Source organism: Pseudomonas sp. GD03875 (assembly GCF_029840585.1).
GTDB classification, from domain to species: domain Bacteria; phylum Pseudomonadota; class Gammaproteobacteria; order Pseudomonadales; family Pseudomonadaceae; genus Aquipseudomonas; species Aquipseudomonas paralcaligenes.
Genome location: NZ_JAOCCV010000051.1, coordinates 1 through 20,411 on the forward strand (window position 1 = coordinate 1; position 20,411 = coordinate 20,411).

At 69.7% G+C, this 20,411-nt stretch carries 16 protein-coding genes; 11 read left to right on the forward strand and 5 right to left on the reverse strand.

The window, feature by feature from the left end; all coding sequences use genetic code 11:
* The first annotated feature begins 36 nt into the window (after nt 1-36).
* The 4 genes from N5D30_RS25010 (at nt 37) to N5D30_RS25025 (ending at nt 4,798) form a co-directional block, all read left to right on the forward strand.
* Nucleotides 37-1,086 (forward strand): LLM class flavin-dependent oxidoreductase, encoded by a 1,050-nt coding sequence (locus N5D30_RS25010; protein WP_279911169.1) that lies wholly within the window; start codon nt 37-39, stop codon nt 1,084-1,086.
* 28 nt (nt 1,087-1,114) lie between these two features.
* Nucleotides 1,115-2,245: an LLM class flavin-dependent oxidoreductase gene (locus tag N5D30_RS25015; RefSeq protein ID WP_279911170.1), complete on the forward strand. Its 1,131-nt coding sequence runs from the start codon at nt 1,115-1,117 to the stop codon at nt 2,243-2,245.
* Nucleotides 2,246-2,431: 186 nt separating this feature from the next.
* On the forward strand, nt 2,432-3,028 hold the full coding sequence (locus N5D30_RS25020) for a nitroreductase family protein (protein ID WP_279911171.1): 597 nt from the start codon (nt 2,432-2,434) through the stop codon (nt 3,026-3,028).
* Between the two features lie 3 nt (nt 3,029-3,031).
* Nucleotides 3,032-4,798 (forward strand): ABC transporter ATP-binding protein, encoded by a 1,767-nt coding sequence (locus N5D30_RS25025; protein ID WP_279911172.1) that lies wholly within the window; start codon nt 3,032-3,034, stop codon nt 4,796-4,798.
* A 1,069-nt stretch (nt 4,799-5,867) separates the two neighbouring features.
* Here N5D30_RS25025 and N5D30_RS25030 read toward each other — a convergent pair.
* Entirely contained in the window at nt 5,868-6,605 is a 738-nt protein-coding gene (locus tag N5D30_RS25030) for a class II aldolase/adducin family protein (protein ID WP_279911173.1), read from the reverse strand.
* A 323-nt stretch (nt 6,606-6,928) separates the two neighbouring features.
* On the opposite strand from N5D30_RS25030, the gene N5D30_RS25035 reads away from it, so the two are divergent.
* The 7 genes from N5D30_RS25035 to N5D30_RS25065 all read left to right on the forward strand — a co-directional run bounded on the left by N5D30_RS25035 (nt 6,929) and on the right by N5D30_RS25065 (nt 14,520).
* A complete protein-coding gene (locus N5D30_RS25035) occupies nt 6,929-8,089 on the forward strand; it encodes an LLM class flavin-dependent oxidoreductase (protein ID WP_220811697.1) in 1,161 nt (386 codons plus the stop codon).
* A gap of 680 nt (nt 8,090-8,769) precedes the next feature.
* The gene (locus tag N5D30_RS25040; RefSeq protein WP_279905311.1) at nt 8,770-9,825 is read left to right on the forward strand and encodes an ABC transporter substrate-binding protein; all 1,056 of its coding nucleotides are present in this window, start codon (nt 8,770-8,772) and stop codon (nt 9,823-9,825) included.
* Nucleotides 9,826-9,947: 122 nt separating this feature from the next.
* Nucleotides 9,948-11,000 (forward strand): ABC transporter substrate-binding protein, encoded by a 1,053-nt coding sequence (locus N5D30_RS25045; RefSeq protein ID WP_220811694.1) that lies wholly within the window; start codon nt 9,948-9,950, stop codon nt 10,998-11,000.
* On the forward strand, nt 10,987-12,183 hold the full coding sequence (locus tag N5D30_RS25050; RefSeq protein WP_279911174.1) for an MFS transporter: 1,197 nt from the start codon (nt 10,987-10,989) through the stop codon (nt 12,181-12,183). The genes N5D30_RS25045 and N5D30_RS25050 overlap by 14 nt, the downstream gene beginning before the upstream one ends.
* 1 nt (nt 12,184) lies before the next feature.
* Nucleotides 12,185-12,946 (forward strand): ABC transporter permease, encoded by a 762-nt coding sequence (locus N5D30_RS25055; RefSeq protein WP_220811690.1) that lies wholly within the window; start codon nt 12,185-12,187, stop codon nt 12,944-12,946.
* On the forward strand, nt 12,943-13,707 hold the full coding sequence (locus tag N5D30_RS25060; RefSeq protein ID WP_220811688.1) for an ABC transporter permease: 765 nt from the start codon (nt 12,943-12,945) through the stop codon (nt 13,705-13,707). Before N5D30_RS25055 ends, N5D30_RS25060 begins: the two co-directional genes overlap by 4 nt.
* A 9-nt stretch (nt 13,708-13,716) precedes the next feature.
* Nucleotides 13,717-14,520: an ABC transporter ATP-binding protein gene (locus N5D30_RS25065; protein ID WP_220811686.1), complete on the forward strand. Its 804-nt coding sequence runs from the start codon at nt 13,717-13,719 to the stop codon at nt 14,518-14,520.
* Between the two features lies 1 nt (nt 14,521).
* Here the strand turns inward: N5D30_RS25065 and N5D30_RS25070 are convergent, their stop codons facing one another.
* The 4 genes from N5D30_RS25070 to N5D30_RS25085 all read right to left on the reverse strand — a co-directional run bounded on the left by N5D30_RS25070 (nt 14,522) and on the right by N5D30_RS25085 (nt 20,172).
* Nucleotides 14,522-15,856 (reverse strand): LLM class flavin-dependent oxidoreductase, encoded by a 1,335-nt coding sequence (locus tag N5D30_RS25070; RefSeq protein WP_279911175.1) that lies wholly within the window; start codon nt 15,854-15,856, stop codon nt 14,522-14,524.
* 7 nt (nt 15,857-15,863) lie between these two features.
* Nucleotides 15,864-18,194, reverse strand: a complete 2,331-nt coding sequence (locus N5D30_RS25075; protein WP_347881214.1) for a TonB-dependent receptor — start codon at nt 18,192-18,194, stop codon at nt 15,864-15,866.
* Nucleotides 18,195-18,473: 279 nt separating this feature from the next.
* Nucleotides 18,474-19,541, reverse strand: coding sequence for an AraC family transcriptional regulator (locus tag N5D30_RS25080; RefSeq protein ID WP_279905315.1), 1,068 nt, complete (start codon nt 19,539-19,541; stop codon nt 18,474-18,476).
* 10 nt (nt 19,542-19,551) lie between these two features.
* Nucleotides 19,552-20,172 carry a glutathione S-transferase N-terminal domain-containing protein gene (locus tag N5D30_RS25085; RefSeq protein WP_279911176.1) on the reverse strand — a complete coding sequence of 207 codons (621 nt, stop codon included), beginning with the start codon at nt 20,170-20,172 and terminating at the stop codon, nt 19,552-19,554.
* Nucleotides 20,173-20,411 lie beyond the last annotated feature (239 nt).

Here is a 20,411-nt window from a genome sequence, read left to right on the forward strand (position 1 = left end):
CGGCCCGTGGCGACTCCCTTCAACAGGACCTTTCCCATGAGCGTCGAATTCATCTGGCACCTCCCCAACCACCGCGACGCGCGCTACGCCGACGCCGCCGAACGCAAGCGCGGCGAGCGCCTGGCGGGCGACCCGGCGCCGTTCACCGCTGGCGTCAGCGATCCGCGCGGCACGCGCTTCAACTACCTCGACTACCTGCACCAGATCGCCCGCGCCGCCGACCTCACCGGCTTCGACGGCATCCGCATCGGCAACCACCCGGACGGCGACGAGCCGTGGATCGTCGCCGGCTACCTCGCCCCGGCCACCCGCCGCGTCAGGCTGATCGCCGAATTCGACGCGGCGCGCGGCTCGGCGGTGTACGCGGCGAAGAACGCCATCAGCTTCCAGCGCTTCTCCGGCAACCGCTTCGCCTGGCAGATCGGCAGCACCGCCGACGCCCAGCAACGCCGCCGCCAGGGCGACCCGGCGGGCGACGCCGACCTGCTGCCGCGCATCGACGAATTCCTCACAGTCGCCCGGGGCGTCATCGGCCAGCCCGGCGGCTTCGACTTCAAGGGACGCTTCTTCGAGGTCCGCGGCGGCGGCTTCAGCGGCCCGCTCGGCGGCCACCCGGTGCCCCGGGTCTACCTCTCCGGCGCCAGCGCCGAAGCCCTGCTGCTCTCGGCGGCGCAGGCCGACGTCCACCTGTTCGACGCCCAGCCCCTGGCCGACCTGCTGCCGCTGCTCGACGAACTGCGCGGCATCGCCCGCGCCCGCCAGCGCGAGCTGCAGTTCGGCCTGCGCCTCGACGTGCTGGCCCGCGAGAGCCGCGAGGAGGCCGAGCGCGACGCCCGCCGCCTGGCCGAGCAGACCGGCTGGCACGGCAGCTTCAGCGAAGACGGCCTGTGGCTCGGCCTCGGCAACGGCGACGCCAGGGCCACCCTGGTCGGCAGCTACGACGAAGTCATCGAGCGCCTGGCCGCCTATGCCGACGCCGGCATCCACAGCTTCCTGCTCGGCGCCGCGCCGCACCTGGAGGAAGCCTACCGGGTCGGCGAGAACCTGCTGCCGAAACTGCGCGCCCGCACCCGCCGCGCCGCCTGACCCGCCCCCCAATTCCGGAGACAACCGCATGACCATCGACTTCCACTGGCGCCTGCCCACCCACGGCGAACCCAGCACCCACCGCAACCGCGAACCCTTCCGCGGCGACTGGTACTTCGGCGAGGGCCGCCCGAGCGGCGCCGGCCTGAGCGGCCGCGACGACGGCTACAGCTACATCGACTACCTCGCCGAGATCGCCCGCGCGGCGGAAACCGCCGGCTTCCAGGGCGGCCTGATCCCCTCCTTCCCGTCCACCGACGAGCCGTGGACGGTGTCCTCCTTCCTGGCCCGGCAGACCCGCACCTTCCGCTTCATGATCGCCTTCCAGCCGGGCTTCCTGAACCCGGTCACCGCCGCGCGCCAGGCCGCCACCCTGCAGCGCGCCACCGGCGGCCGCGCCCTGTTCAACGTGATCACCGGCGGCGGCGGTCCCGCGCAACTGTGGTGGGGCGACTCGGTGGCCCACGACGAGCGCTACACCCGCACCAGCGAGTTCCTCGACGTGCTGCGCGGCGTCTGGCAGGGCGGGCCGTTCGACTACGACGGCAAGTTCTACCAGGTCGAGGGCGCCGGCCTGGCCGAGCCGCTGTCGCGCGAGGAATTCCCGGAAATCTACTTCTCCGGCTCCTCCGACGCGGCCCTGGCCTCGGCCTCGAAGCACGCCGACTACTACCTGTCCTGGCTGGAGCCGTTCGACCAGCTCAAGGAGAAGTTCGACCGGGTGAAGGAGCGCACCGACGCCCTCGGCCGCAAGATCAAGTGCGCGGTGCGGGTCGACGTGATCGCCCGCGCCACCGAGGAAGAAGCCTGGGACGAAGTGCGCAAGGGCTTCGAGCGGCTGTCGCCGGAAGCCGTCGCCCGCCTGCGCGAGCGTGGCGCCGGCGACTCGGTTGGCGCCAGTCGCCAGGGCGCCAACCGGCCGCAGACCATCAACGGCTACCGCGACCTGATCATCGAGCCCAACGTCTGGTCCGGCTTCAGCCTGCTGCGCGGCGGCCAGACCAACGGCATCGTCGGCAGCTACCAGCAGGTCGCCGAACGCCTGGACCAACTGGTCGAACTGGGCGCCGACGCCTTCATCCTCGCCAGCACCCCGCACCTGGAAGAAGCCTACCGGGTCGGCGAGGAAGTGCTGCCACTGGTACGCGGCCAGCGCTGACTGCTGGTGGCGCAGCAGCCCGCTGCCGGCGGGCTGCTGCCCTGGCAACAGCCGCCGGGCAACGCGCCACGCCCACTCTCCGGTTACTTCTCAAGCCATTGATTCATAAACAGAAAACGCCAAGCAGCGGAAGTGGAACGGTTCGTGCTCCAGGGCTCAGGCTTTCCCAGCCGCAAGGACCGAACCATGAGCCAACGCCAACCCGAACATCCGATCAACCCGCTGTTCGTCGACCGCTGGTCGCCGCGTGCCTTCGACGCCTCGCCGATCGGCCAGGAACAGCTGCACGCCCTGCTGGAGGCGGCCCGCTGGGCGCCCTCGGCGCACAACGCGCAGCCCTGGCGCTTCGTCTACGCCCTGCGCGACAGCGCCGAGTGGCCGGCCTTCCTCGACCTGCTGATCGCCAACAACCAGCGCTGGGCGGCCAACGCCTCGGTGCTGCTCGTCGTGCTGTCCAAGCGCAGCTTCCAGGCGCCCGGCAAGGACGCCCCGGCGCCGCTCGGCAGCCACGCCTTCGACGCCGGCGCCGCCTGGGCCAGCCTGGCCCTGCAGGCCGCCCACGACGGCCTGGCCACCCACGCCATGGGCGGCTTCGACCGCGAACGCGCACGCGCCCTGCTCGGCGTGCCGGCGGACTACGACATCCACGTCGCCGTCGCCATCGGCCGCCGCGCCGAACGCGACAGCCTGCCGGACGACCTGCGCGCCCGCGAACAGCCGAACCAGCGCGAACCGCTGCAGCGCCTGGCCGCCGCGGGCCGCTTCGACCCGGCCCTGCTCTGAACCATGAACAACATCTGGCGCATCATCCAGTTCATCCCGGAGTACCGCGGCCGCGTGCTCGGCGTGATCGCCGTGGGCACCGCCCTCGGCTTCATCGGCACCGCCACCCCGTACCTGTACAAGTTCATCGTCGACGCCATCGCGCAGATGCTGTCCGGCGCCATCAGCCGCGAGCAAGCGACCTGGAGCGTGACACTGCTGCTGGCCACCTTCTTCGTCCTGCGCCTGGGCGTGGTGCTGTTCGGCGCCCTGCAGAACCGCCAGGCCGACAACCTCTGGCTGGACACCGTCAGCACCCTGCGCCAGCGGGTGTTCGACAACATGACGCGCAAGTCCATCGACTACTTCGAGAAGACCCGCGCCGGCGAGATCATGGACCGCTTCGGCAACATCACCACCATCACCATGTGGCTGTCGTCGCTCACCGACGGCACCCTGGCGAGCCTGCTGCAACTGGCCTTCATCCTCGTCGTGCTGCTGCTCAAGGCGCCGCTGGTGGGGGTGATCGCTGCGGCGGTGGTGCTGCTCAACCTGTGGATCTCCTGGCGCACCGTCGGCTGGACCCGCCCCTACCGGCGCGGCTGGCAGGTGCTGGCCGGGCGCATGACCGGGCTGCTCGCCGAGATGATCGGCAACATCTCCACGGTGCGCAGCTTCGGCGGCGAGCCGGCGGTCAAGCAGCGCTACGACGACACCCAGGCCGAGTGGATGGTGGTGCGCGGCAACCTGCACAAGACCGAGTGGCGCTCGGAACAGGCGCTCAACATGATCAACACCTTCGGCGTGTTCGCCGCCGTCGCCCTCACCGTGCATGGCGCGCTGCAGGGCCGCTTCACCGTCGGCGACATCCTGCTGGTGCTGACCCTGACCCAGAACCTGGTCAACACCGTCGGCCCGGTGGCGCGGCAGATCAACCAGGCCGGCGAGATCGAGAGCACCGCCGAGCGCCTGGTCGAACTGCTCGACGTCGAGGCCGAGCACGCCGACCGGCCCGACGCGGTGGCCCTTGAGCACCTGGAAAGCATCGTCTTCGAGGACGTCAGCTTCCGCTACCCGGGCAAGGACCACTACGCGCTGCACCACGTCTCGTTCCGCCTCGACGCCGGCCGCACCCTGGCCCTGGTGGGCAGCAGCGGCAGCGGCAAGAGCACCATCGTCAAGCTGCTGATGCGCTTCTACGACCCCAGCGAAGGGCGCATCCTGATCAACGGCCGCGACCTGCGCGACTACCGCCAACGCAGCGTGCGCGCGCTGATGGGCGTAGTGCTGCAGGACGTGGCGCTGTTCAACGACAGCATCGGCGAGAACATCGCCTTCGCCCGCCCCGGCGCCAACCACGACGAAGTCCGCGCCGCCGCCCGCGCGGCCCACGCGGAGGGCTTCATCCTGCGCATGGAGAACGGCTACGACACGCTGGTCGGCGAGCGCGGGGTGAAACTCTCCGGCGGCGAGAAGCAGCGGGTGGCGATCGCCCGGGCGATCCTCAAGGACCCGGGCCTGATCATCCTCGACGAGGCCACCAGCGCGCTGGACTCGGAGTCCGAGCACCTGGTGCAGAAGGGCCTGGAGCGGCTGGTCAGCGGGCGCACCTCGGTGATCATCGCCCACCGCCTGAGCACGGTGATGAGTGCGGACCTGATCCTCGTGCTGAACCAGGGCGAGGTGCTCGAACAGGGGCGCCATGCCGAGCTAGTGGAACGGCCGGGCGGGTTCTATGCGCACCTGTTCTCGTTGCAGACGCGGGGGCATCTGGTGGTGGAGGGGGTGTGAGCGGTGTGCGATCCGTAGGGTGCGCCATGCGCACCTTGGGTCGGCTTCCGTAGCCCCGATGAAATCCGGGATGGGTCGTCGCCGCTTCCCGGATTGCATCCGGGCTACCAGCGAAGCTCTTTGCGGGCCTGCTTCGCGAGCAAGCTCGCTCCTACTAAAGCCAAGCTGTCTTGCACATAGGGTGCGCCGTGCGCACCTTTGGGCCGAACACTCGTAGCCCGGATGAAATCCGGGATAGTCCACGCCTTTCCCCGGATTGCATCCGAGCTACCAGTAGGAGCGAGCCCTGCTCGCGAAGCTCTTTGCGGGCCTAGTTCGCGATCAAGCTCGCTCCTACTAAAGCCAGCTGGCTTGCGCGTAGGGTGCGCCGTGCGCACCGATGGCTCGGAGGGCGGTGCGCACGGCGCACCCTACGGAGACATCCAATCAGCCTTGCCAGACAACACCAAACGCCCCTTCAGGAGGGTGAGCGGAATCGTTGCGTAGATGGGAGAGCCGCAGGGATGCGGCGAGAGAATTAGGCGTCCCCGCCTGAAGGGCCAGGGATGTGCCTTGCAAGCCAACCCGAGGAGCGACTGTCTGCATGACCCCTTCTGGATCCCCGCCTGCGCGGGGATGACGAGGTAGGAGTGGAATTTCTTCTGGAACCGTCATTCCCGCGCAGGCGGGAATCCAGAGGCAGGCAGCTGCAGGGCTCAGATAGAGGCGCTTGACCGCGCAACGCATAGGGTGGGTTAGCCGGTAACCCACCGGCGGTGCCGCGGTCGATTGCGCGGGTGGATTACGGCCTGTGGCCTAACCACACTACGGGCTCCAATTGATTACAGGCAGGCCATTTCCGCAGGGCAGCCGTAGCGCCTGCAACATGCAACGAAGACATAGCCCAAAAGAAGGCTCTGTCCACGCTAGTTGTTGCACACCTTGTGGGGGCGGATTTATCCGCGAATTTCGCGGCCAATCGAAATGCCGCCCAGCCGCTCCCACAAGAGCAGAATTGCGCCACGAACACGTAACGGGTACATAGCCCCAAGAAGCCCTCTTAACGAGGGCTCTCCATCAGCACCGGTACTCAGGCCGCCACACCCAGCAACTTCTGCCCCTGCGCCCACAGCCCCGTCATCTTCCACTGCTGCTCCAGCACTCCCGGCCCGAACTCCTGGGAGCCGCCGAACAGCTCGGCCAGCCCCTGGAAGTAGGCGCCCTCCTCGATCAGCAGGATCAGCTTCGACGCCTGGATGATCCCGGTTCCCCAGAAGGTGGCGCCGCCGTTGGCCTCGAGGATCGCCGGGGTGTGCGGGTTCTCCGCGATCTTCTCGACGATGAAATCCGCCTCCTGCTGGCGGCGGTCGATGTAGATCGGCAGCTCGCGGGCCAGGGTCACGCGCTGCGACGCGGCGTAGCGGATCGGCAGTACCCGGTGGGCGCTGGCCCAGCCGCCGAGGTAGGGGGTGTGCACGTGGATCACCACGTTGACCTCCGGGCGGTTCTGGAACACCGCGGCGTAGCGCTTGCCGTTGCCGCCGGACTTGCTGCCGCTGAGCGGCGAGGTGCCTTCGACGGTCTCGTCGAGGGCCACCACGCCGTCGTAGCTGGCGACCACCGCGCGGATTTCCTCGTCGTCGGCCCACGGGCTCGGCGCGTGCAGGGCCACCACCAGTTCGCTGTCCGGCACGCGCAGGTAGGCCTGGTAGGTGTTGGTGGCGGTCAGCGTGCGGCTGTCCTTGAGCACGCGGTAGGCCTTGGCGAAGTCGCGCTTGGCCTGGTCGACGTAGGCGCGTTGCTGGGTATCGAGGCTGATGCTGGTCATCGAATCTGTCCTTCTTGAGCAGTGAACGGTCCGGGGCCCGGCCCCGGCGTTACCGAGCCTTCAGCAGTTCCTGTGCCAGCGACACAAGTCGTTGATTGAAAAGGAATTACCCGAAACAAAGAGCGCCCTGTTGCTGCTCCAGAAGCAGCCCTGCTGCCCGGTCAGCAGCGATTGCTGGCCGGGTGTTGCTGGGCACGCACCCGGGCCGGCGCGCCAGCTGCGAGCCCAGCGCCGGCGCGGCCCGTGGCGCTGGCATAGCGGTTGCACCCGTCCGTGCCAGGGCCGCACACGGCGGCCACCTGCGCATCGCACTGGAGTGACCCATGAGCACCGAATTCTTCTGGCGCCTGCCGCTTGGCAGCGACGGCCCGCACATCGCCTCGGACAAGAACAACCGCGGCGTCGCCCGGCACCGCCCCGGCAACATCGCTCCCGGGCGCCTGCCCAATGGCGAGCCGGACGGCTTCACCTATATCGACTACGTCGCCCAGGTGGCCAAAGCCGCCGAGCTGGCCGGCTTCGAGGGCGCGCTGCTGCCCACCGGCCCCGAGCCGTGGATCGCCGCCGCGGCGCTGGCCCGCGAGACCCGGCGGATCAAGTTCCTGATCGCCTTCCAGGCCACCTGGACCCTGCCGGCCTACGCCGCGCAGCAGGCGGCGATCCTGCAGAACCTCAGCCGCGGCCGCCTGGAGTGGAACATCATCACCGGCGGCAACCCGGCCAGCCAACGCGCCAACGGCGACTTCCTCGAACATGACAAGCGCTACCAGCGCACCGGCGAGTTCCTCGACATCATCCAGGGCCTCTGGGAGAACGAGCAGTTCAGCTACCAGGGCGACATCTACCAGCTGGAGAACGGCTCGCTGCCGGCCAACCTGCGCCACGAGCGCAAACCCGGGGTGTACTTCTCCGGTTTCTCCGACCCGGCGCTGGACGTGGCCGCGCGCCACGCCGACGTGTACCTGAACTGGGCCGAACCGATCGACAAGCTCAGGCCGCACATCGAGCGCGTGCGCGAGCTGGCCGACAAGCAGGGCCGCAGCGTGCGCTTCGGCATCCGCATCGACCTGTTCGCCCGCGAGACCGAGGAGGCCGCCTGGAGCGAGCTGCGCCGCCAGTACGAGCGCATCGACGCCCGGACCGCCGCCGCCATCCAGCACTTCGCCACCGGCTCCGATTCGGTCGGCGCGGCGCGCCAGACCGCCTACCACCAGGGCAGCGAGCGCTTCGACGATCTGGTGATCGGGCCGAACCTGTGGGCCGGCTTCGGCAAGGCCAAGCCGGGGCCGACCATCGGCCTGGTCGGCAGCCACGAGAACGTCGCCGAGCGCCTGGCCGAGTACCGCGACGCTGGCTTCTCGACCTTCATCCTGGCCGCCAACCCGCACCTGGAAGAAGCCCTGCGCATCGGCCAGGAGGTGCTGCCGCTGGTCCACGCGCGCCAGCCGGCCGAGGCCCGCGAGGAGCTGAAGGCGGTGGTCTGAGCGCCCGCGCCGTCCACCCGAAGCCCCGCCCTGCGCGGGGCTTTTTTTGGGCCATGTAGCCGTTACGTGTGGCGCAATCCTGCCTTTGTAGGAATGGCTGGGCGGCATTCCGATTGCCCGCGACATTCGCGGATAAATCCGCTCCCACAAGGTATGCAGCATTCAACGGGGACATAGCCTTTTGGGGCTATGCCTCCGTTGGATGCCTTAGTGCCCTGATCCCTTCTGGTTCCCCGCCTGCGCGGGGATGACGATGTAGGGGGGTGGAATTTCTAGTTTCTTCCAAAGCCGTCATTCCCGCGCAGGCGGGAATCCAGTGGCAGGCCGCTTCCGCGGGACAGCTGCAGCGTCTGCAACAGGTCACGGGGACATGCCTTTTTTCACCCACGTGTCCGTCATGCGTTGCATGCCCGTAGGCGCGAGCGCCGCGGGGCTGCCGGCCTGACTGCCTGGAAACACGCAAGGCGCTGCTGCCGGGGTGTTGCCCCAGCAGCAACGCCCCTCGGCCCGGCCCCTCCCTGCACGCCCCTGAAACCCCGCAGCCCTTGTGCCACGCGGCCTGTGCGGGTTTCGTCGGGCCGTGGCATGGGGGTTGCAATTTCCCCTGGCAGCCGTCCACGGGGCGCATCCGCCGCCCGTGTTTGCCATCCGCCGTCACGTCCCATTTGGAGAGTCACCCCATGAGTCAACCGCTCGATACGCTCTGGTACACCCGCTGCCCGGTCCCGACCGGCCTCGGCATCGCCGTGCAGAAAGGCTGGCTGGAAGAAACCCTGGGCGCCCAGGGCACCAGCATCAAGTCGCTGCGCGAGTCGGACAACCAGGCGGTGCGCGAGTCGCACTTCGACCACACCCTGCAGAACTCGGTCCGCCACGGCGGCAACATCCCGGCCATCTGGGCCCGCGCCAGCGGCCGCGAGACCCGCGTGATCGGCCTGTCCTGGGCCGACGAGGTGCAACTGATCCTGACCCTGCCGGACAGCGGCATCAAGACCGTCAAGGACCTCAAGGGCCGCCGCTTCGGCCTGCCCAACTGGGCCAGCGCGCAGATCGACTTCACCCGCGCCCAGGCCATCCGCGGCCTGGAGAACGCCCTGCGCCTGGAAGGCCTGGAAGTGAAGGACGTCGAACTGGTCGACTACCTGCACGGCGGCACCTTCAGCGACGAGGCGGCGCAGACCGTGGGCGGCGTCTCCACCTTCGGCGGCCGCCGTCGCGGCGGGCAGAACGCCGAGCTGGTCGGCCTGCTGCGCGGCGAGGTCGACGCGATCTTCCTCAAGGGCGCCAGCGCCGCCCAGCTGGCCCAGCAGTTCGGCCTGCACACGGTGATCGACACCGGCTCGCACCCGGAACCGCTGGTGCGCGCCAACAACGGCACCCCGCGCACCCTGAGCGTCGACCTCAACCTGCTGGACAACCACTACGACGCCGCCGTCGGCATCCTCGCCTCGGTATTGCGCGCCGAGGAATGGGCCTGGACCCACCCGGACGACACCCGCCGCTACCTGGCCCGCGAGACCAACAGCAGCGAGTACTGGGTGACCCAGGCCTATGGCGAGGACGCCCACCAGCGCCTGCGCACCAACCTCGACGAACGCTCCATCGTCGCCCTGCAGGACTTCACCGACTTCCTCCAGCGCTGGGCCTTCATCCCGCAGAGCTTCTCGGTGCGCGACTGGATCGACCCGCGCCCGCTGGAAACCCTGCGCAGCGCCGTCGCCAAGCAGGCGGGCTGAAAACTCCCCTCTCCCCCCGGGAGAGGGGCCGGGGTGAGGGAGTCTTCGGCAACACCGGAGCCGCCTCTCACCCCAGCCCCCTCCCGCAGGGGCACCGAGCAACCTCTGGAACCACACGCTACATGAACAAACCTCTCGATACCCTCTGGTACACCCACAGTCCGGTACCCACAGGGCTCGGCGTCGCCGTGGAGTCCGGGCGTCTGGCCCAGGCCTTCCGGCCGTTCGGCACGCGCATCCAGGCGCTGCGCGAATCTTCCGACCGCGAGGTGCGCGAGGCGCACTTCGATCATCACCTGCACAACTCGGTACGCCACGGCGGCAACATCCCGGCAATCTGGGCCCGCGCCAGCGGCCGCGCCACCCGGGTGCTGGGCCTGTCGTGGAGCGACGAGGTGCAGCTGATCGTCACCAGCCACGACAGCCCGGTGAAGGACATCCGCGACCTGCGCAACCGCCGCTTCGGCGTGCCCAAGTGGGCCAACGTGCAGATCGACTTCACCCGCGCCCAGGCCATCCGCGGCCTGGAGAACGCCCTCAGCCTGGAAGGCCTGACGGTGGCCGACGTGGAGCTGGTCGACTACCCCTACGGCGGCACCTACAGCGACAACCCGGTGCGCCACGTGCACGGCGCCCAGGTCAGCCTCGGCGGCCGCGTGCGGCGGCGCAACAACGAGCTGATCGGCCTGCTGCGCGGCGACATCGACGCGATCTTCCTCAAGGGCGCCCACGGCCTGCACCTGGCCGACGAGTTCGGCCTGCGGGTGGTGACCGACGTCGGCTCGCACCCCGACCCGCTGATCCGTTCCAACATCGGCACGCCGCGCACCCTGACCGTGGACCAGCACCTGCTCGACGAGCACTTCGAGGCGGCGGTGCTGATCCTCGAGACCGTGCTGCGCGCCGAACAGTGGAGCTGGGCCCACCCCGAGGAGACCCGCCGTTTCCTCGCCCGCGAGCTGAACACCAGCGAGTACTGGGTGGCGCGAGCCTACGGCGAGGACGCCCACCTGCGCCTGCAGACCAACCTGGCCGAGCGCTCCATCCACGCGCTGCAGGACCTGACCGACTTCCTCCAACGCTGGGACTTCATCCCGGCCGGCTTCGACGTGCGCCAGTGGATCGACCCGGCGCCGCTGGAGCAGCTGCTGGAGAAGGTCAATGTCGCGATCTAGGCCCGGCGCCTTCCTCGCCAGCTTCATGCTGCTGGCCGCCTTCAGCGGCGCCACCATCGGCATGGCGAAGATCGTCACCACCCTGTACGCCATCGAGATCGGCGCCAACGCCCTGCAGCTCGGCATCATCGCGGCCATGGAGTCGCTGGGCATGGTCCTGCTGACCCTGCCCGCCGGCTTCGTCATCGCCCGCTTCGGCGCACGCCGGGTGTACTTCCTCGCCAGCCTCGGGCCGATGCTGCTCAACCTGCTGATCCCGCTGTTCGGCGGCTGGCTGTGGCTGGCGGCGATCCGCCTGCTGATCGGCCTGTGCATCCCCTTCCGCATCGTCGCCATGAACAGCGCCTTCCTGCGCCAGCTGCGGCGCATCGGCAACGACAAGGCCGGCTGGTACCGCGGCTCGCTGACCCTCGGCATGGGCCTGCTCGGGCCGCTGCTGGGCAACTGGCTGAGCGGCGGCAGCTTCACCCTCGGCTTCGTGGTGATCGGCCTGTGCTTCGGCCTGATGGCGGTGTACAGCCTGGGCTTCTGGGAGGCCGAGCAGGTCGAGCCCGCCGCCGTTCCCGACACCGGCGCGGACGGCGGCATGCTGGCCCAGGTGCTGGCCATGCTCGGCCACGTGGAGATCGCCGAGAGCTGCCTGATCGAGCTGCTCTCCGGCGCCACCGCCGCGCTGTTCGGCACCTTCGTCATCCTCCTGGCGATGAACAGCGCCGGCCTGTCGCAGAGCCAGGCGGTGAGCCTGGTGATGGTCCAGGGCCTGGCCTCGGTGCTCGGCCTGTTCGGCCTCGGCTACCTGGTCGAGCACTTCGGCCGGCGCTTCGCCTACCTGGCCGGCCTGGTCGCCGCCGTGCTCGGCCTGCTGCTGATCGGCAGCGCCCACGGTTACGCCCTGCTGGCGGCCGGCGGCGTGCTGCTGAGCACCGCCGCGGCGCTGGTGCACCTGGTCAACATGGCCCAGCTCGGCGAGCACCCGGTGGACAAGAGCAAGATCGCCGGCCTGTTCAACCTGGCCGGCATGCTCGGCAGCTTCTCCGGCGCCCTGCTCGGCGGCGCGATCAGCCAGCTGGTGGGGCTCAACAACCTGTTCTTCGTGTGGATTCCACTGGTGCTGCTGGTGGCCGCTTTCTGCTGGTTGCGCAAGGCCCGCCGTGCACCCGCCAACGTCGTCCTGGAGGGCTGAGATGCCGACCGCCACCTTCAACCGCCTGAGCTGGTTCGCCTCGCCGCTGGCCCTGCTCGCCGCCTGGGCCCTGGTCGCCCAGGCCGGCTGGTACCCGGCCCAGCTGCTGGTGCCGCCGCAGCACGTGTACGAGGCCTTCGTCGAGCTGCTGGGCAGCGGCGAGCTGCGCGAGCACCTGCAGAACAGCCTGTCGCGGCTGGCCATCGGCTTCACCCTAGGCGCCCTCGGCGGGCTGCTGTTCGGCACCGCCATGGCCCTGTCGAAGAACGTCGAGGCCTACTGCGCGCCGCTGTTCCACACCCTGCGGCAGATTCCCTCGATCGCCCTGATCCCGATGTTCATCCTGTTCTTCGGCGTCGAGGAGACCTTCAAGATCCTCATCGTGGTCAAGGCCGCCTTCTTCCCGGTGGCGCTGGCCACCAGCGAGGGCGTCAAGGGCATCCCGCGCGGCTACTTCGACGTGGCGGCGGTGTACCGCCTGCCGCTGTGGAGCCTGCTGCGCGACGTGGCCTTCCCCGCCGCCGCGCCGCCCATCGTCACCGGCCTGCGCATCAGCCTGAGCCGCGCCTGGATGGTGCTGGTGGCGGCCGAGCTGCTGGCCGCCGACAGCGGCCTCGGCCAGCTGATCGAGCTGAGCCGGCAGATGATGCGCATCGACATCGTGATGGTCGGCGTGGTGGTCACCGGCCTGGTCGGCTTCACCCTCGACCACGGCTTCCGCCTGCTGGAAAAACACCTGTTCCGCTGGAAACCCCGCTCATGAAGAAACTCCTCCTGTCGTTGCGCGGCCTGCTCCTGCCGCTGCTGCTGATCGCCGCCTGGGAGTACATGTCGCGCCAGGGCGACAGCCACGCCTACGCCTTCGTCCCGCTGAGCAAGATCGGCGAGGGCCTGGAGCAGCTGCTGGCCACCGGCGAGCTGTGGCTGAGCGTGCTGGCCAGCCTGCAGCGCACCTGCCTGGGGCTGCTCTACGGGGTGCTCGCCGGCTTCGCCGTGGGCGCGCTGATGGCCCATTCGCGGATCGCCGAGCGCCTGCTCGCGCCGCTCTACCACACCCTGCGCCAGGTGCCGATCCTCGGCCTGATCCCGCTGCTGGCCCTGTGGTTCGGCAGCGGCGAGTTCTCCAAGGTGCTGATCGTCTCGCTGGCCGCCTTCTACCCGATGGTGCTGAACAGCTTCGAGGGCTTCAGCCACGTCGAGAAGCAGTACCAGGAGGTCGGCCGCATCTACGCCCTGGGTCCGCTGCAGCGCTTCGTCCACGTGCAGCTGCCCAGCGCCCTGCCGAGCCTGTCCAACGGCCTGCTGCACGCCCTGGCCTTCGCCTGGGTCAGCTCGGTGGGCTGCGAGCTGTTCCTCTCCACCGGCATGGGCCTGGGCAACCTGATGATGAACGCCGAGACCGGCTCGCGCATGGAGGTGGTGCTGATCGCCGTCCTCTGCATCGGCCTGCTCGGCTACGCCATGAACCAACTGTTTTCGCGCCTGAGCCGGCACCTGCTGCGCTGGCGCAACCTTCGTCGCTAGGTAACCGCCATGACCGCCATCTTCGACCCGCAACTGCTCGGCAACGACCTGCGCCAACCCGGCGCCCTCGACATCCGCGGCCTGCACAAGGCCTACCGGATCGACGGCAAGGCGCTGCCGGTGCTGCACAACATCAACCTGCAGGTGCTGCCCGGCGAGTTCGTCAGCATCGTCGGCGCCAGCGGCTGCGGCAAATCCTCGCTGCTGCGCCTGATCGTCGGCCTGGAGAACGACTACCAGGGCCAGATCCGCCTGGACGGCGAGCCGGTGTCCGGCACCAGCCTGGACCGCGGCATCGTGTTCCAGGACCACCGCCTGTTCCCCTGGAAGACGGTCGAGCAGAACATCGCCCTGGCCCTGAAGAACCGCCGCCTGGGCAGCAAGGAAAAGGCCGAGCTGATCGCCGAGCACCTGGCCCTGGTCGGCCTGACCGGCTTCGAGCAGGCCTACCCACACCAGCTCTCCGGCGGCATGGCCCAGCGCGCCGCCATCGCCCGGGCGCTGATCACCCAGCCCAAGGTGCTGCTGCTCGACGAGCCGTTCGGCGCCCTCGACGCGCTGACCCGGGTGCACCTGCAGCGCGAGCTGCAACGCATCTGGGTGCAGCAGCGCAGCACCATGATCATGGTCACCCACGACGTGGAAGAGGCGCTCTACCTGGGCGACCGGGTGATCGTCATGGACGCCCGCCCCGGGCGCATCCGCCACGAGGTGCGGGTCGACCTGCCGCACCCTCGCGAGCGGGCGTCGGCGCAGTTGCAGCGCCTCAAGGAGAAGCTGCTGGAGGAACTGACGGGGAGTGAAGCCTCCTGATTCAGGAGGCTTTCGCGGCGTAGCGGCTGGCCGGCCGTTTCAGGCCGAGGTTGTCGCGCAGGGTCCGGCCTTCGTACTCGGTGCGGAACAGCCCGCGCCGCTGCAGTTCCGGCACCACCAGGTCGACGAAGTCGTCCAGCCCGTCGGGCAGGAACGGCGGCATGATGTTGAAGCCGTCCGCCGCGCCCTGGGTGAACCATTCCTCCAGCACATCGGCCACCTCGACCGGCGTGCCGATCACCGTGCGGTGCCCGCGGGCGCTGGCGATGCGCAGGTAGAGCTGGCGGATGGTCAGGTTCTCGCGCCGGGCCAGGTCGATGAACAGGCTCTGCCGGCTCTTCATCGCGTTGCTCTCCGGCAGTTCGGGCAGCGGCCCGTCCAGCGGGTACTGCGACAGGTCGAAACCGCCAGCCATGCCGGCCAGCAGGCCGAGACCCAGGCGCGGGTCGACCAGCTCCTGCAGTTCGGCGAATGTGTCCTCCGCCTCGGCCCGGGTGCGGCCGAGCACCGGCGAGATGCCGGGCATGATCTTCAGCTCGTCCGCCGTGCGCCCGTACCTGCCCAGCCGCCCCTTGAGGTCGGCGTAGAAGGCCTGGGCGCCGGCCAGGGTCTGCTGGGCGGTGAACACCACCTCGGCGGTGCGCGCAGCCAGCTCCTTGCCCGGTTCGGAGGAGCCGGCCTGCACCAGCACCGGGTGGCCCTGGGGGCCGCGCGGCAGGTTGAGCGGGCCGCGCACCAGCGGGTAGTGCGCGCCGCGGTGGTCCAGCACGTGCACCTTGGCCGGGTCGAAGAAGCGGCCGCTGGACTTGTCGCGGACGAAGGCGTCGTCGTCGAAGCTGTCCCACAGGCCGGTGGCGATGTCGATGAATTCCTCGGCGCGGGCGTAGCGGTCGGCGTGGTCGTCGATGCGCTCCCGGCCGAAGTTCTGCGCCTCCTGGTCGGTGGCCGAGGTCACCAGGTTCCAGCCGACCCGGCCGCCGGAGATGTGGTCCAGCGAGGCGAAGCGGCGCGCCAGCAGGTAGGGGTCGTTGTAGCTGGTCGACACCGTGCTGATCAGCCCCAGGTGCTCGGTCACGCTGGCCAGCCCGGCGAGCAGGATCAGCGGGTCGAGCACGTCGCCGCCGATGGTCAGGCTGGCCAGCTCGGGTGGGCCGAGCAGGGCCAGGTTGTCGGCGAAGAAGATGGCGTCGAACCTGCCGCGCTCGGCGGTCCGCGCCACCCGCTTGAAGTGCTCGAAGTCCACCCCGCCGCCGGCCCAGGCGCGGGGGTGGCGCCAGGCCGCCAGGTGGTGCCCGCTGGCCATCAGGAAGGCGCCGAGTCTCAGTTGTCTGCTCATGTTTCCCTCAGAAGTCGTAGCGCAGGGTCAGGCCGGCGGTGCGCGGCTGGCCCAGCGAGCCGGTGTAGAGGCCGTTGCCGGCGGCGCCGACGGCCAGGTAGTACTCCTTGTCGGTGGCGTTCCTGACCCACAGCGAGGCGTCGAGCTGGCCGTCGCCCAGGTCGGTGCGCAGGCCGGCGGCCAGGTTGAGCAGGCCGTAGCCATCGATCCGGGAGAGGTCGGAGTTGTCCAGCGTGCCTTCGGCCTCGGAGCGGTAGGAATAACCGGCCGCGACGTAGGGCTGCAGGCGCTGCTCCAGCTGCCAGGCGTACTCGCCGCTGAGGTTGGCGATCCACTTGGAGGCGCCGGCCACGCGCTCGCCGGACAGGTCGCAGGTGGCGGGCGCCCCCGCCAGGGTGGCGACTTCCGCTGGGCACGGCGCGTCCTGGAAGCGCAGGTAGGTGACGTCGTTGTAGGAGCCGTTGAAGCGCAGGGTCAGGCCGCGCACCGGCAGCGCCGTGGCCTCGAACTCCAGGCCGCGCGAGCGCAGCTTGCCGGCGTTGGACAGCACCTGGTAGCCGGTCAGCGAACCGGGCGGCTGGTACCAGGTGGTGGCCTGGTAGCCGTGGATGCCGGTCCAGAACAGGTTGGCGTTGAGCTGCAGGCGGTTGTTCCACAGGGTGCTCTTGACGCCCAGCTCGGCGTCGTTGGCGCGCTCCGGGCCGACCAGCAGGGAGTCGGCGCCGGCCTGGGCCGCCGAGCCCACCGCCAGGTTGACCCCGCCGGACTTCTCGCCGTGGGACAGCGAGGCGTAGCCGAGCAGGTTGGGCCGGAACTGGTAGCTGAGGCTGAGCAGCAGCGACGGCGCGGCGTTGTACAGGCTGAGGTCGCCGGAGTCGTAGGCGCCGACCTGGCTGTCGCGGATGATCGCGGCCAGGCCGCTGGCCGGCGCGCCGCCGGTGGGGGCGAAGCGCCTGACCCGCGCCTGCTTCTCCTCGTAGGTGCCGCGCACGCCGGCGGTGAAGTCGAGCTTGTCGGTGAGGTGCCAGGTACCTTGGGCGAACAGGGCGAAGCTGTTGGTGTCGATCTTGCCGTTGGTCTTGGTGCTGACGTCGTTCAGGGCGTTTAGGTCGAAGCCGATCAGGTTGAGGTCGGCCAGCGGGCCCAGGTCGGTGAAAATGCGGTTGCCCAGGTCCTGCTTGAAGGCGTAGGCGCCGAGCACGTAGTCGAAGGCGCCGCCGCTGGGCGAGGCCAGGCGGATTTCCTGGGAGAACTGGCGGTCGCGCACCTCGTAGCCGAGGTCGTCGATCACCGCCACGTCGAGCTGGTCGGCGTCGTTGGCCGGGTTGAAGTGCCAGTAGCGATAGGCGCTGATCGAGGTCAGGGTGTATCCGCCGGCCAGGTTCCAGTTGGCCTCCAGGGAGTGGCCGTTCTGGTGCACGCTGACGTTCTGCCGGGCGTCGATGTTGCTGCGGCCGATCCGCGGCGAGGCGCCGACCAGGGTCGCCCGGTCCCAGAACTTCTGCGCGCCGCCATAGATCACCGAGCTGCCGGCGCTGGAGTTCTCCTCGTTGTATTCGCTGATCCAGCGCAGGCTGAAGTCGTCGTCCGGCTGGAACAGCAACTGGCCGCGCAGGCCCTCGCGCTCGCCGCCGAGCAGGGTGCGGCCGTCATGGTCGTTGTCCAGGTAGCCGTCCTCACGGGTGCGGTAGAACGACAGGCGCCCGGCCAGGCTGTCGGTGAGGCCGCCGGAGATGCTGCCCTTGCCCTGGAAGTAGCCGCGCTCGCCGCCGCTGACCTCCAGGGTGCGCTCGGGGGTGAAGGTGGGCTTGCGGGTGCTGATGTTGAGCACACCGGCGGTGGTGTTCTTGCCGAACAGGGTGCCCTGCGGGCCGCGCAGCAGTTCCAGCTGCTCGATGTCCAGCAGGTCGAAGGCGGCCATGCCGGGGCGGCCCAGGTAGACGTTGTCCAGGTACACCCCGGCGCTGCCTTCCAGGCCGTCGCTGGCCGGGTTGTTGCCGATGCCGCGCACCGCCAGGCTGGACACCCGGGCGTGGACGTAGGCGACGTTGACGCTGGGCAGCGCCTGCTGCAGGTCCTGGATGCGGTAGACCTTCTGGCTCTCCAGGTCGGCGCCGCTGAGGGCGGTGATCGGCGTGGGCACGGCCTGGGCGTCCTCGGCGCGGCGGCGGGCGGTGACGGTGACCTTGCCGAGGGTCGGCTCGGCCTCGACGACGGCTTCGTCGGCGGGCCCCTCCTGCGCCGCCTGGAGCAGCTGCGGCAGGGCCAGCAGCAGGGCGATGCCGAGGGGTTTGAGCAGGGCGCCGGCGGCGGCCGGGCGGTGGCTGATGCGGGTCATGGGGATACTCCTGGCGCACGGGCGGTTTCGCCGGCGAATCGACTGTTCGCCTGGTGAGCCGATGCTAGGGAGCGCTGGGCGACGAGGATGGGCCTGGCCGGACAAGCCGTAGTCCGCCACGGACACCAATGCCGTTCACATGAGCGGACACGATCGGCCATTGGCGAGCCCTGCCCCGTGGGAGCGGACTTGTCCGCGAACAGACCTGACGCCAAAGCTTCGCGACCAATCGGAACACCGCCCAGCCGCCCCGCACGCCCCCAATGGACAGCCTGACGCTCAGACAGCCAACTCCAAACTCGCGCGTGGTGGCTCACGGCGCACGCCAGGCAGGCGCGTGGCCGGTTGCAGGGCGCGCCGGCGCCACTGCCCGGGGGTCTCGCCGGTCCAGCGGCGGAACGCCCGGTTGAAACTGCTCGGCTCGTTGAAGCCCAGCCGGTAGCACACCTCGTTGACCGAGCAGCGGGCCTGGCGCAGGTAGTCGAAGGCCAGCTGGCGGCGGGTCTCGTCGAGCAGTTCCTTGAAGCTGGTGGCGTGCTTCTGCAGGTGGCGATGCAGGTTGCGCACGCTCATGCCCAGGGCCTCGGCCACCGCGCCCTGCTGCACCTCGCCGAGCGGCAGGCTGCGCACGATCACGTCGCGCACCCGGCCCGGCAGGTCGGGCTGGGCCAGGCGCTGGAGGTACTCGACCATCACCCGGTCCAGGCCGCTGGCGACCTCGCGGTTGCCGGTGCGCAGGGCCAGGCCGAGCGGCTGGGCGACGTAGACGATGGCGTTGCACGGCGCGTCGAAACGGATCGGGCAGCCGAGCAGGGCTTCCCAGCGCTGCGGGTCGGCCGGGGCAGGGCGCACCAGTTCCACGGCACTGATGAAGTCCAGTTCGGACCAGCTCTGCCGGGTCAGGCGCACCGCGCAGGCGATCAGCGCCTCGGTGGCGATCTGCTCGGCCTGCACCCCCGGCAGCGGGCGGTAGAGCAGCCGGCAGCGGCTGCCCTGGTGGACCAGTTCGAGGTTGGCCGAGGTGGTCACCACCCCGGAGAAGCGCACCACCCGCTGCAGCGCCTCGGCGATGGTGGCGCTGCTCTGGATGGCGAACAGCAGGCCGTGGAAGTCGGTGGGGAAACAGTGCCGCGCCACCCGCAGGCCGAAGCAGTCGTCGCCGCTGACCCGGCGCGCGGCGCGCCACAGCCTGCTCATCAGCGCCACCGGGATGCGCCGGTCGCTGTCGTTCAGCCAGGCCGGGTCGATCCCCGCCTCGCCCAGCAGCGCGGCGCTGGCGAAGCCCTCGGCCTCCAGCGCGCGGCTGACGGCCAGGGCCCAGGTGGCGATGGTGTGCACCTCGGCCACGGCCGCGCCCTCAGAGCAGGCCTTCGGCCCGCAGCGCCCGCTGCACGGCGGGGCGCGCGGCCCACTGCTCGCGCACCCGGGCCACCGCCCGCAGCTCGTCGAACGGCGCGCCGAGGCGCAGCAGCCAGCTGGCGAACACGCCGAGGTAGACGTCGGCCAGGGTGTAGCGCTCGCCGACCAGCCACTGGCGCTCCTGCAGGTGTGTGTCGATGTGTTCGAAGGCCTTGTACAGCTGGCTGCGGGCCTGGGCGCGGATGCCCGGGTGCGCCGCCTCGTTCGCCGAATAGCGCTCGGGGCGGTTGAGCGGGCGGAAGGCGGCGGTGTGGATTTCCGCCGCCAGGTAGCTCAGCCAGCTCTGGATCTGCGCCCGCTCGGCGCTGCCGGCCGGGGCGAACAGCGGCGTGCCCGGTGCCTGGTCGGCCAGGTACGGCAGGATGGCGCTGTTCTCGGTGATCAGGGTGCCGTCGTCCAGCTGCAGGGCCGGCACCCGGCCTAGCGGGTTGATGGCGTGGATGGGGGAGTCCGGGGTGCGCAGGACGACCTTTTCGATCTGGATCGGCAGGTCCAGCTCATGCACGGCGATGTGCGAGGCCAGCGAGCAAGCGCCCGGGGCGATGTACAGGGTGGTCATGGTGGCTCCTTGTGGGAAAAAGTTATGCCGCAATCAACGGCTGCACGTACTCGTAGGGTGCGCCGTGCGCACCGGGGGCCGTGCACCGGCCTGTCGGTGCGCGGCCGTAGCCCGGATGAAATCCGGGGATGCTGTTTCTGGCCGATTACCGAGTGTTCGGACACTTCTGGTTTCGCCCCCTCCGGGCGACTCACTTTTCTTTGTTTGCGCAAAGAAAAGTAAGCAAAAGAAAGCGCCCC

What these genes read in the sequence shown, in the direction of transcription:
- N5D30_RS25010 (WP_279911169.1), top strand. Translation starts at nt 37, where the DNA reads ATGAGCGTCGAATTCATCTGGCACCTCCCCAACCACCGCGACGCGCGC.
- N5D30_RS25070 (WP_279911175.1), bottom strand. Translation starts at nt 15,856, where the DNA reads ATGAGCAGACAACTGAGACTCGGCGCCTTCCTGATGGCCAGCGGGCAC.
- N5D30_RS25055 (WP_220811690.1), top strand. Translation starts at nt 12,185, where the DNA reads ATGCCGACCGCCACCTTCAACCGCCTGAGCTGGTTCGCCTCGCCGCTG.
- N5D30_RS25060 (WP_220811688.1), top strand. Translation starts at nt 12,943, where the DNA reads ATGAAGAAACTCCTCCTGTCGTTGCGCGGCCTGCTCCTGCCGCTGCTG.
- N5D30_RS25075 (WP_347881214.1), bottom strand. Translation starts at nt 18,194, where the DNA reads ATGACCCGCATCAGCCACCGCCCGGCCGCCGCCGGCGCCCTGCTCAAA.
- N5D30_RS25045 (WP_220811694.1), top strand. Translation starts at nt 9,948, where the DNA reads ATGAACAAACCTCTCGATACCCTCTGGTACACCCACAGTCCGGTACCC.
- N5D30_RS25085 (WP_279911176.1), bottom strand. Translation starts at nt 20,172, where the DNA reads ATGACCACCCTGTACATCGCCCCGGGCGCTTGCTCGCTGGCCTCGCAC.
- N5D30_RS25065 (WP_220811686.1), top strand. Translation starts at nt 13,717, where the DNA reads ATGACCGCCATCTTCGACCCGCAACTGCTCGGCAACGACCTGCGCCAA.
- N5D30_RS25030 (WP_279911173.1), bottom strand. Translation starts at nt 6,605, where the DNA reads ATGACCAGCATCAGCCTCGATACCCAGCAACGCGCCTACGTCGACCAG.
- N5D30_RS25035 (WP_220811697.1), top strand. Translation starts at nt 6,929, where the DNA reads ATGAGCACCGAATTCTTCTGGCGCCTGCCGCTTGGCAGCGACGGCCCG.
- N5D30_RS25050 (WP_279911174.1), top strand. Translation starts at nt 10,987, where the DNA reads ATGTCGCGATCTAGGCCCGGCGCCTTCCTCGCCAGCTTCATGCTGCTG.
- N5D30_RS25020 (WP_279911171.1), top strand. Translation starts at nt 2,432, where the DNA reads ATGAGCCAACGCCAACCCGAACATCCGATCAACCCGCTGTTCGTCGAC.
- N5D30_RS25025 (WP_279911172.1), top strand. Translation starts at nt 3,032, where the DNA reads ATGAACAACATCTGGCGCATCATCCAGTTCATCCCGGAGTACCGCGGC.
- N5D30_RS25040 (WP_279905311.1), top strand. Translation starts at nt 8,770, where the DNA reads ATGAGTCAACCGCTCGATACGCTCTGGTACACCCGCTGCCCGGTCCCG.
- N5D30_RS25015 (WP_279911170.1), top strand. Translation starts at nt 1,115, where the DNA reads ATGACCATCGACTTCCACTGGCGCCTGCCCACCCACGGCGAACCCAGC.